Source organism: Micromonospora sp. C28ISP2-4 (genome assembly GCF_030519385.1).
GTDB lineage: Bacteria > Actinomycetota > Actinomycetes > Mycobacteriales > Micromonosporaceae > Micromonospora > Micromonospora tulbaghiae.
In genome coordinates, this window is record NZ_JAUMKG010000007.1 from 156,495 (window position 1) to 170,828 (window position 14,334).

Genomic DNA, 14,334 nt, shown 5'->3' on the forward strand with positions numbered 1-14,334 from the left:
CCGAGCGGCCGCGGCCCGGCCGGGCTCAGGAGGCCGCGGGCCGGCCGGGCTCAGGGAGCCGCGTCGACGTGGGCGGGCACCCGCTCCAGGTGCGGCGCGGCCGGACCGGGGCGGCCGAAGTGCCAGCCCTGCCCGGCGTCACAGCCGATCGCGCGCAGCCGGTCGGCCTGGTCGGCCGTCTCCACGCCCTCGGCGGTGACTGTGAGGCCCAGGGCGTGCGCCAGCGACACGAGCGAGGCGAGGATCCGCTCGTCGGTGCCGCTGCCCGGCGCGCGCAGGCCGGTCACGAACTCGCCCGCCACCTTCAGTTCGTCGACCGGCAGGTCCCGCAGGTACGCGAGGTTGCAGTAACCGGTGCCGAAGTCGTCGATGGCGACCCGGACACCGAGGTCACCGAGCACCCGCAGCGCGCGCACCGGCTCGACCACAGTGCTCATCATGGTGCTCTCGGTGATCTCCAGTTGCAGGCGGTGCGGCGGGAGGCCGGTGCGCCCGAGCACGCCGCGTACCTCGGTCACCAGGTCGGTGCGGTGCAACTGCCGGACGGCGAGGTTGACGCTGACGAACGGCGCGTCGCCGTCCGTACCCGGCCAGGTGCCCGCCTCGCGGCACGCCTCGGCCAGCACCCAGCTGCCCAGCCGGACGATCAACCCGGTCTCCTCGGCCAGCGGGATGAAGCTGTCCGGCCGCAGCACACCCAGCTCCGGGTGGCGCCAGCGCACCAGCGCCTCCATGCCGAGCACCCGCCCGTCGCGCAACGACGTCAGCGGCTGGTAGTCGAGGTAGAACTCGCCCCGGTCCAGCGCGGCGGGGATCGCCGCGGACAGCGCGTACCGGGCCAGGTCGCGGCGGTTGCGGTCGGCGTCGAACAGCGACCAGCGGGCCCCGCCGGCGGCCTTGGCCCAGTGCAGAGTGCTGTCGGCCGCGCGCATCAGGTCCATCGGCGAGGTGCCCGCTACCGGGCGTTCCACGATGCCGATACTCGCGGACACGGTCAGCTCGTGGCCGTCGACGAGCGCGGGCTCGCGTACCGCCGCGAGCGCCGCCTCGGCGACCTTCACCGCGTCGTCGGTGCCGGCGGTGCGCTCGACCAGGATCACGAACTCGTCGCCACCGAGCCGCGCCACCAGGTGCTCGCCGAGCGCGGCGTGCAGGCGCCGGGCCACCGTCACCAGCAGGGAGTCGCCGACCTGGTGGCCGAGGGAGTCGTTGACCACCTTGAACCGGTCCAGGTCGAGGAAGCACACACCGACCCGGTCCGCGCCCCGGCCCGGCGCGGTGATCGCGGCGGTGAGCCGTTCGGTGAACAGCGTGCGGTTCGGCAGGCCGGTGAGCGGGTCGTGGGTGGCCTGGTGCCGGAACCGGGCCTCGCTGTCGCGCAGCGCCCGTTCCGCCTGCGCGCGGGCCATCATGGCGGCCCGGCGGATGGACTCCTGCTCGTCGAGCGTGCGGTCGCGCAGGGCGCGGGCGTACCCGGTGGCGACGGTGGCGAGCAGCCGCGCCATCCGGTCCTCGACGTCGTCGACGACCAGGTCGAGGTCGCGGACCAGGCGCAGCTGGATCACCTCGACGGTGCGGCCCAGCCCTTCCGCGGACGCGATGTGCGCCTGCACCAGCTCCGCGCCGACCTGCTGGCCGATCCGCAGGTCGAACGGCTCCGCGCGCAGCGCCTGGGCCAGCCGCTCGGTGAGCCGTTGCAGCATCTCCTCCAGCTGCGACTCGGTCATCGGCAGGTAGCTGGTGCCGGACACCGCCTTGGCCCAGGCCCGGGCGAACACGCCGGGCCGGCAGCGGGTCGCGTCGTCACCCACCGAGCCGCCCGACCCCGCCCATGAAGACGGCCCGTTCGGCGTTCTCCGCCTGGTCGGGGGAGTCCGGCCGCCACTGCGGCACCCACACCACGCCCGGGTCGACCAGCTCGAAGCCGTCGAACAGCGCGATCATCTCGGCCCGGCTGCGGATCCAGAGCTGGCTGTCGGTACGCCGGTAGACCCGCTCCGCCTCGGCCCGCTCGCCGGTACCGGCGCGGCCGTCGTCGCTGGCCTGGGAGAGCACCAGGTGACTGCCGGGCGCCAGGGCCCCGCGCAGCGTCCGGAGGATCTCCTCGGGGCGGTCGGCGTCCGGGACGAAGTGCAGCACCGCCACGATCATCACGGCGACCGGCCGGGAGAAGTCCAGCAGCCGGGTGACCTCCGGGTGGGCCAGGATCGCCTCCGGGTTGCGCAGGTCCTCCTGGAGCACCGTGGCGCGCTCGTTGCCGGCCAGGATCTCCTGGCTGTGCGCCACCGCCACCGGGTCCACGTCGACGTAGACCACCCGTGACTCCGGATCGATCCGCTGGGCGATCTCGTGCACGTTTCCGACGGTGGGGATGCCGGAGCCGATGTCCAGGAACTGGCGGACGCCCGCCCGGGCGAGGTACTGCACCGCCCGGCGCAGGAACGCGCGGTTGGCCTGGGCCATCAGCGGCGCCTCCGGCACCGCCTCGACCATCGCGCGGGCGGCCGCCCGGTCGGCGGCGAAGTTGTGGGAGCCGCCGAGGTAGTAGTCGTACATGCGGGCGACGCTGGGGCGCTCGATGTCGATCGTCTCGGGTGCCCAGTCCGGCCGCTGCATGTGCTGCCCCTCGGTGTCGGCGACACGCGGTCGTCACCGCCGCGCGGATCACCGGGTATTCTGCCCCTCCGCCGTCGCGGTGCAAAGACCACCGTCGCTATGCGTCCGGCCGTTCACCGTACGCGACCACGCCGTGGCCGGGAACGCCGAGAGGCCCGCGTCCGTGTGGACGGGGCCTCTCGCGGCGGTTCGCCTTCAGAACTTCGGGGCGTCGGGGGCCTCCAGCAGCCCCAGCCGCAGCGCGGTCATCAGGGCCTGCGCCCGGTTGGCCGCGCCCAGCTTCTCGTAGAGCTTGGAGATGTGGGTCTTGGCGGTCGACTCGCTGACGAACAGCTGCTTGGCGATGCCGGCCACGCTCATGCCGTCGGCGAGCAGCCGCAGCACCTGGCCCTCACGGGGGGACAGCTGCGGGCCGGACGGCGCGAGCCGGCGCTTCATGGCCTCGGCCAGGTCGGCCGCGGTGAACGCGCTGGGGGAGGAGGCGGCGTGCCGGGCGGCGGCCACCACCTCGTCGGCCGGGGCGGTCTTCGGCACGAACGCGCTCGCGCCCGCCTCCAGTGCGCCGAAGAGCTGGTCGTCGCCGGCGTACATGGTCAGCACGACGATGCCCATCGACGCGCTGGACTTACGCAGGGCACGGGTGGCCTCCAGGCCGCTGCCGTCGGGCAGGCGGAGGTCCATGATCACCACGTCGGGCTGGAGCGCGCCGGCCTGGCGCACGCCCTCCGCCGCGGTCGCCGCCTCGCCCACGACCTCGAACTGGCGGTCGCGCTCGAACGCGTGACGCAGCCCCTTGCGGATGAGGTCGTGGTCGTCGACCAGGAGAACCTTGGTACGGGTGGCCGGTGTCGGACTGCTGGTCATCCTCGGGTTACTCCCCTTCTGCTGCTGCGGCGCTGCCGCGCACCTTATCGCGCCGGGGCGACGAACCGAGCACCACCGCCACAGTCGTCCCACTCGGCTGCCGCGGCCTGATCTCCAACCGGCCTCGGATACGTTCCGCCCTCTCGGCCATGATCGCAAGGCCATAGTGCCCGTCCGGGCGCTGGTCACCGATGCCGTGACCGTCATCCGACACTTCGATTCGGGTGTACGGGGGATCCACCTCGCACGTGACCCACAGGTTCGACGCGCCGGCGTGCTTGCGCGCGTTGGTCACCGCCTCCTGCGCGATGCGCAGCAACTCGGCCTCGGTGGCGGCCGGCAGCCGGGCGGTGGACTCGTCCAGCGACAGGTGCACCCGCAGGCCGCCGGAGGCGCCGACGGTGCGGGCGTACTCGGCGATGGCGGCGGCCAGGCCACCGTGCCGGTCCACCTCGCTGCGCAGCTCGAACAGGCTCAGCCGCAGCTCGGTGATCACCCGGGTGACCTCCTGGCGCAGCGTACGCAGCGAGTCGGCGGTCTCGTCCGCGTCCTCGTGCACGGTGGCCAGCGCGTTGTCGATGCCGTACCCGACCATCACCAGCTCCTGGGCGACCCCGTCGTGGATCTCCCGGGCCAGCCGCTGCCGTTCCTCGTTCGTCGCCAGCGAGCGCACCTCGTCGAAGAGCAGCGCGGCCTCCAGCCGCAGCGCCGCCGGGCCGGTCAGCGCCGTCACCCGGGACACCACCGGCGGCGGGTACGCGGCGGTGGTGTCCGCCTCGATCACCACCAGGCCGACCGTGCGTACGCCCGCCACCAGCGGGACGATCAGCGCGGAGACCTCACCGGAGTGCCGGGACCGCGCCTGCGAGCGGGCCGAGACGGTCGGCTGCTGGGTGGCCCAGGCGTCGGCGATGGCCGAGTCGGCGTCGAGCGTGGTCTCCCAGTCGACCCGGTCCGCGCCGATCTGCGCGAGCACCACGAGCCGGCCGCCGCCGCTGGCGGACAGCACCGCGCCCCGGTCGGTCTTTGCGACCACCCGTAGCTCCTCCAGCAGGTGCTCGGAGATGCCGCCCGGGTCCAGGGTGGCGCCGGGCAGCTGCCGGGCGACCGTACGGAGCTGGGTGAGCAGGCGGGTCGCCTCGGCGTACGGCTGGGGTTTGCCCTCGCCCCGCACCCGCATGACGCGCTGGAGCGTGCCCGCGGTGTAGAGGCCGAGACCGGCCAGGATCAGCCACTGGGCACAGACCGCGAGGTAGCCGACCTGGCCGAGCTGCGGCCCGCCGTCGACCTGCGTGAACGCGGCGCTGGCCAGCAGCGTCGCCGCCGCCACGGCGAGCAGCGCGGCGCCCTCGCGGAAGCGGCGGCGCAGCGCGGTCACGGTGACCGGCACGGCGAGGTACGGCAGCACCGCCGAGGCGCCCAGCCCGCCGGTCACGCCGGACAGGTGGGTGTCGGCGGCGACCTGGCTGGCGGCCAGCCCGAGCACCACCACCTCGGCGAAGCGGCTGATCGGGGCGAGCAGCCGGTGTTGGGGGGCGAGCACGGCGGGCAGGCCGGCGACGCCCAGCAGCGCGATCCACCAGAGCTGGGTGGCGTCGCGGGTGGCGAACAGCGTGAGGGCGGCGACCAGCGCGAGGAGGACCGCGCGAGCCGCCGCCGCGAGGGGCTGCGTCGACGGCTGGCGGGATGTGGAGGCGGGCACGTGACGGATGGTAGTCAGCCCCGGTAGATCTCGGCGATCTCCGAGGCGTACGTCTTGTGCACGACCTGACGCTTGACCTTGAGCGACGGGGTCAGCTCACCGGTGGTCTCGGTGAAGTCCTGCGGCAGGATCCGGAACACCTTGATCGCCTCGGCCTTGGAGACCGCCTGGTTGGCCTGGTCGATCGCGGACTGCACCTCGGCGCGCAGCGCCGCGTCCTCGCGCAGCTCGGCGATGCTCGTGGTCTCCGGGCGCCCCTGCCCGGCCAGCCACTTCGGCAGCGCCTCCTCGTCGATGGTGACCAGCGCGGCGATGAACGGCTGCCGGTCGCCGACCACCACGCACTGGCTGATCAGCGGGTGCGCCCGTACCTGGTCCTCCAGCACCGCCGGGGCGACGTTCTTGCCGCCGGCGGTCACGATGATCTCCTTCTTCCGGCCGGTGATGCTCAGGTAGCCGTCCTCGTCGAGCTGCCCGAGGTCGCCGGTGCGGAACCAGCCGTCGGTGGTGATCGCCTCGGCGGTCGCCGCGTCGTTGTGCCAGTACCCCTGGAAGACGATGTCGCCGGCGATCAGGACCTCGCCGTCGTCGTCGATCCGGATGGTGACGCCGGGCAGCGGGCGGCCGACGGTGCCCATCCGGGTGCCGGTGGGCAGGTTGGCGGCGGCGGCCGGCGAGGTCTCGGTGAGGCCGTAGCCCTCGCAGATGGTCACCCCGACGCCGCGGAAGAAGTGCCCGAGCCGCGCGCCGAGCGGCGCGCCGCCGGAGATGGCGTCGCGGCACCGGCCGCCCATCGCCGCCCGCAGCTTGCGGTAGACCAGCTTGTCGAAGAGGGCGTGCTGCGCGCGCAGGCCCAGGCCGGGACCGCCGGGCAGCTCCTGCGCCTCGCTCCACGCGATGGCGACCTTCTCCGCGCGGTCGAAGATCTTGCCCTTCCCCTCGGCCTCGGCCTTCTGCCGTGCGCCGTTGTAGACCTTCTCGAAGACCCGGGGTACGGAGAGCACGAACGTCGGCTTGAAGTCCTGGAGCTCGGCGACCAGGTTCTTGGTGTCCGCGCAGTGGGCCATGGTGGCCCGGGCGTGCACCACGCCGACCTGGATGAGCCGGGCGAAGGCGTGCGCGAGCGGCAGGAACAGCAGGGTGGAGGCGCCCTGGCGGAACAGGTTCGGCAGCACCGGCACCGCGTTGGCGATGTCGGTGTAGATGTTGCGGTGGGTCAGCACGCAGCCCTTGGGCCGGCCGGTGGTGCCGCTGGTGTAGATGATCGTGGCGACGTCGTCGGCCTTCGACAGCGAACGGCGGGTCTCCACCTCGGCGCGGTCCACCGACGCGCCGGCGGCGACCAGGTCGTCGACCGCGCCCATCTCGATCTGCCAGACCTCGCGCAGCTCGGGCAGCCGGTCCCGGACGCCGGCGACCAGGGTGGCGTGCGCGGTGCTCTCCACCACCACCGCGACGGCGCCGGAGTCGCGGAGGATCCAGGCGGCCTGCTCGGCGCTGGAGGTCTCGTAGATCGGCACGGTCACCGCGCCGGCCGCCCAGATCGCGTAGTCGAACAGCGTCCACTCGTAGCGGGTGCGGCTCATCAGGCCGACCCGGTCGCCGGGGGAGACGCCCGCGGCGATCAGGCCCTGCGCCACCGCCACCACCTCGTCGCGGAACTGGCGGCAGGTGACCTCCTCGCGCGCGTCCGTCCCCGCGCCGGGGCGGACGAACTGCACGGTGTCCGGGGCGACCTCGGCGTTTTCCCAGACCGGGTCGGTCAGGTTGGCCGCGTCGCCGACGGTGACGATCGGCGGGACGGAGAACTCGCGCACCTGCACTCCCTCGTGCTCTACCGGCGGGGGCCGGCCTGGTCGGCTCTGTCGAAACCTACCCGCACACCCCGGGGGGTCGACCAGGGAGGTTGCCCGCCCGGCTGGTGGGACGCCGTCCGGCGGGTGGAGCGGGACCGGCCGGTAGGCGGCCGGGTAGCCTCCCCACATGGCGGACTCCTCCACCCAGTCGATCATCGTCGGCGCGTCACCGGACCGGGTGGCGGCCGTCATCTGCGACTTCCCGAGTTATCCCGAGTGGGCCGAGGCGGTACGCCGGGCCGAGGTGATCGAGGAGTACGAGGACGGCTACGCCAGCCAGGTCCGGTTCACGCTCGACGCGGGCGTGCTGGCCGACGAGTACGTGCTGGCCTACGAGTACGCCGAGGACATCTCCCGGATCGAGTGGCACCTGGTCGCCCCGTCGAAGATGCAGCGTTCCCAGCGCGGGTCGTACGACCTGGTGGGCAATCCCGACGGGACGACCACCGTGACGTACACGCTCGAGGTGGAGCTGTCCGTGGCGATGCTCGGCATGTTCCGCCGCAAGGCCGAGAAGATGATCATGGACGCGGCGTTGAAGCAGCTCAAGCGCCGGGTAGAAGCACCCGGTGCCGAGCAGGAGACCCGACCGTCGTCCCGGTAGTCACGCTGGAGGAGCCGACCCATGGGCACCACTGATCCGGGTTCGGCCCGGGAAGAGGCCGAGCGCCTCGTCGCCACACTGCTCGCCGGCGCGAAGATGGCCGCCGCCGCACCCGGCTCCGGTGCCTGGGGTCCGCTCGGTGGGATCCTCTCCGGTGTCCTCGGTCACACCCCGCCCGGCGCCGGCCCCGCTCCGAAGACTCCCGCGCCCGCCGGTTTCGCCACCGGCTCGCCGGAATGCTGTGTCTGCCCCGTGTGTCGCGGTATCGCCGCGTTGCGCGACCCGAGTCCGGAGTTCGCCGAGCGGCTCGCCACCGGCGCCGGGGACCTGGCGGCCGGGGTGGCCAGCCTACTGCGCGCGTTCACCCCGGCCGAGCCGGAGCGCCCCGCCGACGACGGCGCCGCCGCGCCGGCCGGATCCGGGGACCACGTGTGGCGCGAGGCGACCCGTACCGGGCATGATTCTCAGCCGGCACCCGAGCAGGACGTGTGGTCCGCCGCCACCCGGGGGGAGGGCGCGGCCGATTCGGGCGCCACCGCCGACGCCGCCGGGCCGCCGGAGCCGGGCACGAGCCGGTCACCGGCCGGCCGTCCCGTGGTGCCCGCCTCGCGGGCGTCCGGAGAGGTGGGCGCGGACGCACCAGGCGACGGGGCCTGACCACCGGACATCCCGGGACCGTACGGCCGGTTCGGCCGGTCCCCGGGCAGCACAGCAGAGGGGAGTGGCAGCGGTGACGCTGACCATCGGAGTCGACGTCGGTGGCACGAAGGTGGCCGGCGGTGTCGTGGACGACGCCGGCAAGGTACTCGTGCAGACGCGACGGGACACCCCCGCCGACGACGTGGCCAAGACCCGCGACGTCATCATCGAGGTGGTCACCGAACTGGCCGCCGGGCACGCCGTCGAGGCGGTCGGCATCGGCGCGGCCGGCTGGATCGACGCCTCCCGCTCCACCGTGCTGTTCGCCCCGAACCTGGCCTGGCGGGACGAGCCGCTGCGCACGTACGTCGGCGACGCCACCGGGCTGCCGGTGATCGTGGAGAACGACGGGAACGTGGCCGCCTGGGCGGAGTTCCGCTACGGCGCGGCCCGCGACGCCGACGACTCGATGGTCATGTTCACCATCGGCACCGGTGTCGGCGGCGGCATCGTGCTCGGCGGTGACCTGGTCCGCGGCGCCAACGGCATCGCGGCCGAGCTGGGCCACATGCTCACCGTGCCGGACGGCCACCAGTGCGGGTGCGGCCGGCTGGGCTGCATCGAGCAGTACGCCAGCGGCAGCGCCCTGGTCCGCTTCGCCCGCGCCGCCGCCCGGCAGGAGCCGCACCGGGCGACCGCGTTGCTGGAGCTGGCCGGGGGCGAGGCCGAGACGATCACCGGCCCGATGGTGACCGCCGCGGCGAAGGGCGGCGACCCGGTCTCCACCGAGGCTTTCGCCCAGGTCGGCCGCTGGCTCGGCACCAGCCTCGCCGACATGGCGCAGATCCTCGACCCGCAGGTGCTGGTGGTGGGCGGCGGCGTGATCGACGCCGGTGACCTGCTGCTCGGCCCGACCCGGCGGTCGTTCGCCGACGCGCTCGCCCAGCGCAGCCGCCTGCCCGTCGCCGAGGTGCGCCCGGCCGAGCTGGGCAACACCGCGGGCGTGATCGGCGCCGCCGACCTGGCCCGGCGGATCTGACATGACGGATGCGGGTGTGCCGCTGCGGGTCCTGTCCTACAACATCCACAGCCAGCGCGACGACACCGCCGCGCTGGCCGAGGTGGTCCGGACGGCGGCACCGGACGTGGTGATCGTCCAGGAGGGACCGCGCCGGTTCCGGTGGCGGCAGAAGTGCGCCGCGCTGGCCGAGTCGTTCGGCATGGTCGTGGCGGCCGGTGGCCTGCCGTCGCTGGGCAACGTGCTGCTGACCAGCCTGCGGGTGCGCGTCGTCGACACCAGGTGCCAGCGGTACCCGCTGACGCCGGGACGGCACATGCGCGGCGCCGCGTACGCGCAGTGCCGGGTCGGCGGCGTCGACGTGCTGCTGGCCGGCTCGCACCTGTCCACCGACCCGGCCGAGCGGCCGGCGCAGGCGGCGGCGTTCAAGCGGGAGCTGGCCGCGTCCACGCTGCCGGTGGTGGCCGGCGCGGACATCAACGAGGGCCCGGACGGGCCGGCCTGGCAGACGCTCGCCGAAGGGCTCACCGACACGGCGCTCGCCGCCGACCGGGCGGACCGGCTCACGTTCTCCTGCGCCGACCCGCGCCGCCGCATCGACGCGCTGTTCGTCGACCCGCGGATCACGGTGGTCGACTACGACGTGGTGGACACGCCGGCCGCCCGCCGCGCCAGCGACCACTTCCCGGTCCTGGTCGACCTGCTGCTGCCCACCGCCTGACCGGCACGGACCGCCGGGCCGCACTCGTGCCCGGCGGTCCGCCCGCGCCGACCGCCGGGCCGCACTCATGCTGCGCGTCCGCCTGCGCCGCACGTCCGCCCGTGCCGCGCGTCCGCCCGTGCCGCGCGTCCGCCCGTGCCGCGCGCCCGCCCGCGCTTGCGCAGCGGCCGGACCGCTGGCAGTGGCGCACCGTCAGGTGCCCGGCGGCCGACAGGACCAGCGCTTCGCCGCCTTTGCTCTGCCGCCACATACGCACCAGCTACCCGCCGTGACCGGCAGGCCGCGTCCCGGCCGGACGGCCGCGCGACATCGGCGCAGCTCACGGCGGTGCTGCGTCCGTGGCTGCAGAGCAAAGGGCGAAAGAGGGTACGCCTTCCGCGCGGCCGGTCCACTCACGCTCGGTGATCGACCCGGTGGTGACGCTGTGTCAGGGGAGCCGGGCGGGTGGGCGGTGCCGGATCGGGTGGCTGGACAACGGCGGGCATTCTCGGCAGGATTTCGCTCCGACCCGGCACGCGTGCCGCACAAAGGAGAATTCGCGGTGTCCTCCTCCACCGACCCCGGCCGCCCCGACCCGGACCGGACGGACGTCCCGGTGCGCGACGACCGCCCGGTCTCCGACCGGGGCGACACGGTCTGCGTCATCGGCGCCGGCGCCAGCGGCCTGACCGCGGTGAAGAACCTGCGCGAAGCGGGCTTCGGCGTCGACTGCTACGAGCGGGAGACCGGCGTCGGCGGCGCCTGGAACTGGCGGCACGACCGCAGCCCGGTGTACGGCAGCACCCACCTGATCTCGTCCCGGCCGTTCACCCAGTTCCCCGACTTCCCGATGCCGGACGACTGGCCGGACTACCCGCACCACAGCCAGCTGCTGTCCTACTTCGAGCGGTACGCCGACCACTTCGACCTGCGCCAGCACGTCTGGTTCGGCACCGAGGTGGTCCGCGTCGAGCCGGTCGAGGGGGACCGCTGGGACGTGACCACGCGCAGCACCGGCGGCTACGGCCCGGAGCGCACCTCCCGGTACGCGGCAGTGGTGCTCGCCAACGGCCACAACTGGTCGCCCAAGCTGCCCCGCTACGAAGGGCTGGAGGAGTTCCGCGGCGAGGTCATGCACGCCTCGTCCTACAAGGACCCGGCGCAGTTGCGCGGCAAGCGGGTGCTCGTGGTCGGGGCCGGCAACACCGGCTGCGACATCGCTGTCGAGGCGGCGCAGCAGGCGTCGCACTGCTGGCACTCGACCCGCCGCGGCTACTGGTACGCCCCGAAGTACGTCCTCGGCCGCCCCGCCGACCAGGTGAACGACACGCTGCTGGCACTGCGGGTGCCGTTGCGCGTACGGCAGTGGCTCTACCACTGGACGCTGCGGTTGACCGTCGGCGACCTGACCCGGTTCGGCATGCCGAAGCCGGACCACCGCGTCTACGAGACGCACCCGATCGCCAACAGCCAGCTCGTCTACTACGTCGGCCACGGCGAGATCACCCCGGTGCCGGACGTGGCCCGGTTCGACGACCGGGCGGTGGAGCTGACCGACGGTCGGCGCATCGACCCGGAGCTGGTCGTCTTCGCCACCGGCTACCTGCCGCGCTTCGAGTTCCTCAAGGGCCGGGTGCTCGGCGACGAGGACGGCTCCGGGCGGCCCCGGCTGTGGCTCAACGCGTTCACCGCCGGTCATCCCACGCTCGCCGTGGTCGGCCTGGTTCAGCCTGACTCCGGCATCTTCCCGATCTCGCACTGGCAGAGCGTGCTGTTCGCGCGCCTGCTCACGCTGCGCGCCACCCGGCCGGAGCGGGCCGCCGCGTTCGACCGCAAGGTCCGCGCCGGCCTCGGCGAGCGGTACTCGGCGAAGGTCAAGGACAGCACCCGGCACTGGTTCGAGGTCGGGCACGCCGACTACCTGCGGGCGCTCCAGCGGGCGCTGCACGAGCTGGAGGAGGGCACCAGGTGAGCGCGAGGAACGCAGCGCAGCGGAGTCCCGCAGTCGCGAACGCAAGGCAGGCACGGTGACGGCCGAGCGGGTGCGGGTGGTCCGGTCCTGGGAGTGGGCCCGGCCCGAGCGGCCCGCCCGCCGGGAGGTGCTCGCCGCCGTACCGGAGCGCGAGGAGGCGAAGCCGCCGCTGCTGTTCGTGCCCGGGTTCGGGCACGGCGCGTGGGCGTTCGCCGAGCACTGGCTGGGGCACGCCGCCGGTCGCGGCTTCCCGGCGTACGCGCTGAGCCTGCGCGGGCACGGCGGCAGTGAGCCGGCGCCGGAGGCGACGCTGCGGTCGTACACCCATGACGTGACGCAGGTGGCGGCGAGCCTGCCGCGGCAGGCGGTGCTGGTGGGGCACGGCGCCGGCGCCCGGGTCGTGGCGCACGCGATGGCCCGCTACCCGGCGCGGGCCGCGGTGCTGGTGGCGCCGGTGCTCGGCGGCTGGGGGACGTTCGGGACGGCGTTGCGGCGCAACCCGGTCGGCACGGTTCCGGCGGCCTTCGGCGCCGGGCTGCGGCTCAACCGGCGGCAGTTGTTCAGCCGGGAGCTGCCGGACGCCGACGCGCGGCGGCACCTGGCCCGGCTGGGCCGGGCCGGGCGGCGGGCGCAGTGGCAGCTGCTGACCGGCCGGTCGCCGGAGCCGGCGGTGGGCCGCCCACCGGTGCTGGTGCTCGGCAGCCCGGACGACCGGGTACTGCCGGCCACGGCGCTGACCCGGGCCGCCCGGCGGTACGCCTCGGCTCCGCTGCTGTTCCCCGGCATGGGGCACGACCTGATGCTGGACGCACGCTGGCGCGAGCCGATCGACGCGATCCTGGACTGGCTGGACAAGGACCCGGCGCCCGCCCTCGGGTGAGTGCCCGGCCGCCGGTCACCGGGTGGCGGGGCGGCGGCCGACCAGCGTTCCGCTCTCCTCCAGCGCGCTGAGGTAGGATGCCGCCCAGGCGTGGATGTCGTTGTGGGCCAGGTGTTCGCGCATCGCGCGCATCCGGGTGGCGACGTCCTCCGGGCCGGCGCGCAGCGCGGCCAGCAACCCCTGCTTGAGGCCGTCGAGGTCATGCGGGTTGACCAGGTACGCCTGCTCCAGCTCGGAGGCGGCGCCGGCGAACTCGCTGAGCAGCAGCGCGCCGGTGCCGTCGACCCGGGCCGCCACGTACTCCTTGGCGACCAGGTTCATGCCGTCGCGCAGCGGCGTCACCGCCATCACGTCCGCGACCCGGTAGAGCGCCACCAGTTCGGCGCGGTCGAACGGCTGGGTGAGGTAGTGGATCGCCGGTTCGCCGACCCGGCCGAACTCGCCGTTGATCCGGCCGACCTGGTGCTCCACCCGGTCGCGCAGGATCTGGTACTGCGCCACCCGGTCGCGGCTGGGCACCGCCACCTGGACCAGCACCGTGTCGCGGACCTTGATGTCGCCGTTGGCGAGCAGCTCCCGGTACGCCTTGAGGCGCTGCTCGATGCCCTTCGTGTAGTCCATCCGGTCGACGCTGAGGATCACCTGCTCGGGCCGGCCGAGATCCTGCCGCAGCCGGCGCGCCCGCTCGGCGACCTCGGGACGGGCGGCGAGCGCGGACATCTCGGCGGTGTCGATGGCGACCGGGAAGGCGCCGATGCGCACCACCCGGCCGTCCACGCCGATCCGCCGGTCGGTGGCCGGCAGGCCGAGCACCTTGGTGGCGAGCTGGGCGAAGTTGTGCGCGGCCTGGGCCCGCTGGAAGCCGACCAGGTCGGCGCCGAGCATGCCGCGCAGCAGCTCGGCCCGGCGGGGCAGCTGCATGAACAGTTCCGGCGGCGGGAACGGCACGTGCAGGAAGAACCCGATCCGCAGGTCCGGGCGCAGCTCGCGGAGCAGGCCCGGCACCAGCTGGAGGTGGTAGTCCTGCACCCAGACCAGGCCGCCCGGCTCGGCCACCCGGGCGGCGGCCTCGGCGAACCGCTGGTTGACCCGCTGGTACGCCTCCCACCAGCGGCGGTGGTACTCCGGCTGCTCGACGGCGTCGTGGTAGAGCGGCCAGAGGGTGGCGTTGGCGAAGCCCTCGTAGTGGTCGCGGACGTCCTCGGCGCTCAGCGGCACCGTGTGCATCCGGACGCCGTCCACGTCCGGCAGCTCGGGCGCGGGACCGGTGCCGCCGGCCCAGCCCACCCAGGTGGCGGGTGTGTGCCGCAGCAGCGGGTGCAGGGCGCTCACCAGGCCGCCGGGGCTGCGGCGCCACTCGAAGGCGCCGTCCGGCGCCACGCTGTCGTCGATGGGGAGGCGGTTGGCCACCACCACGAGGGGGCTCTGTCGCATCTCGGGCAATCCGCTCAGCAGGGGACCGGCGACCCGGAAGGAGACGCAA

The 14,334-nt window shown here is 74.1% G+C and carries 12 protein-coding genes; 6 read left to right on the top strand and 6 right to left on the bottom strand.

Going from position 1 to position 14,334, the window contains the following annotated elements; translation table 11 throughout:
* Nucleotides 1-50 precede the first annotated feature (50 nt).
* The 5 genes from Q3W68_RS24210 to Q3W68_RS24230 form a co-directional block, all read right to left on the bottom strand.
* A complete protein-coding gene (locus tag Q3W68_RS24210; RefSeq protein ID WP_302907932.1) occupies nt 51-1,727 on the bottom strand; it encodes a bifunctional diguanylate cyclase/phosphodiesterase in 1,677 nt (558 codons plus the stop codon).
* A 76-nt stretch (nt 1,728-1,803) separates the two neighbouring features.
* Complete coding sequence (locus tag Q3W68_RS24215) at nt 1,804-2,616, bottom strand: SAM-dependent methyltransferase (RefSeq protein WP_302907649.1); 813 nt, start codon at nt 2,614-2,616, stop codon at nt 1,804-1,806.
* A 195-nt stretch (nt 2,617-2,811) separates the two neighbouring features.
* The gene (locus Q3W68_RS24220; protein ID WP_013287678.1) at nt 2,812-3,480 is read right to left on the bottom strand and encodes a response regulator transcription factor; all 669 of its coding nucleotides are present in this window, start codon (nt 3,478-3,480) and stop codon (nt 2,812-2,814) included.
* Between the two features lie 7 nt (nt 3,481-3,487).
* A complete protein-coding gene (locus tag Q3W68_RS24225) occupies nt 3,488-5,182 on the bottom strand; it encodes a GAF domain-containing sensor histidine kinase (protein ID WP_302907650.1) in 1,695 nt (564 codons plus the stop codon).
* A gap of 14 nt (nt 5,183-5,196) precedes the next feature.
* A complete protein-coding gene (locus Q3W68_RS24230) occupies nt 5,197-6,999 on the bottom strand; it encodes a long-chain fatty acid--CoA ligase (protein WP_302907651.1) in 1,803 nt (600 codons plus the stop codon).
* A 166-nt stretch (nt 7,000-7,165) separates the two neighbouring features.
* Between Q3W68_RS24230 and Q3W68_RS24235 the strand changes: the two genes are divergently transcribed.
* From Q3W68_RS24235 to Q3W68_RS24260, 6 genes are all read left to right on the top strand, one after another.
* Nucleotides 7,166-7,642, top strand: a complete 477-nt coding sequence (locus tag Q3W68_RS24235) for an SRPBCC family protein (protein WP_302907652.1) — start codon at nt 7,166-7,168, stop codon at nt 7,640-7,642.
* A gap of 21 nt (nt 7,643-7,663) precedes the next feature.
* A complete protein-coding gene (locus tag Q3W68_RS24240; protein ID WP_302907653.1) occupies nt 7,664-8,299 on the top strand; it encodes a hypothetical protein in 636 nt (211 codons plus the stop codon).
* 73 nt (nt 8,300-8,372) lie between these two features.
* Nucleotides 8,373-9,320 (top strand): ROK family glucokinase, encoded by a 948-nt coding sequence (locus tag Q3W68_RS24245; protein ID WP_302907654.1) that lies wholly within the window; start codon nt 8,373-8,375, stop codon nt 9,318-9,320.
* Nucleotide 9,321: 1 nt separating this feature from the next.
* A complete protein-coding gene (locus tag Q3W68_RS24250) occupies nt 9,322-10,020 on the top strand; it encodes an endonuclease/exonuclease/phosphatase family protein (RefSeq protein WP_302907655.1) in 699 nt (232 codons plus the stop codon).
* Nucleotides 10,021-10,561: 541 nt separating this feature from the next.
* Nucleotides 10,562-11,971 (top strand): NAD(P)/FAD-dependent oxidoreductase, encoded by a 1,410-nt coding sequence (locus tag Q3W68_RS24255; RefSeq protein ID WP_302907656.1) that lies wholly within the window; start codon nt 10,562-10,564, stop codon nt 11,969-11,971.
* Between the two features lie 55 nt (nt 11,972-12,026).
* A complete protein-coding gene (locus tag Q3W68_RS24260; protein WP_302907657.1) occupies nt 12,027-12,851 on the top strand; it encodes an alpha/beta hydrolase in 825 nt (274 codons plus the stop codon).
* A 15-nt stretch (nt 12,852-12,866) separates the two neighbouring features.
* Here Q3W68_RS24260 and Q3W68_RS24265 read toward each other — a convergent pair whose 3' ends face one another.
* Nucleotides 12,867-14,285 carry a trehalose-6-phosphate synthase gene (locus Q3W68_RS24265; protein ID WP_302907658.1) on the bottom strand — a complete coding sequence of 473 codons (1,419 nt, stop codon included), beginning with the start codon at nt 14,283-14,285 and terminating at the stop codon, nt 12,867-12,869.
* Between the last annotated feature and the right edge of the window lie 49 nt (nt 14,286-14,334).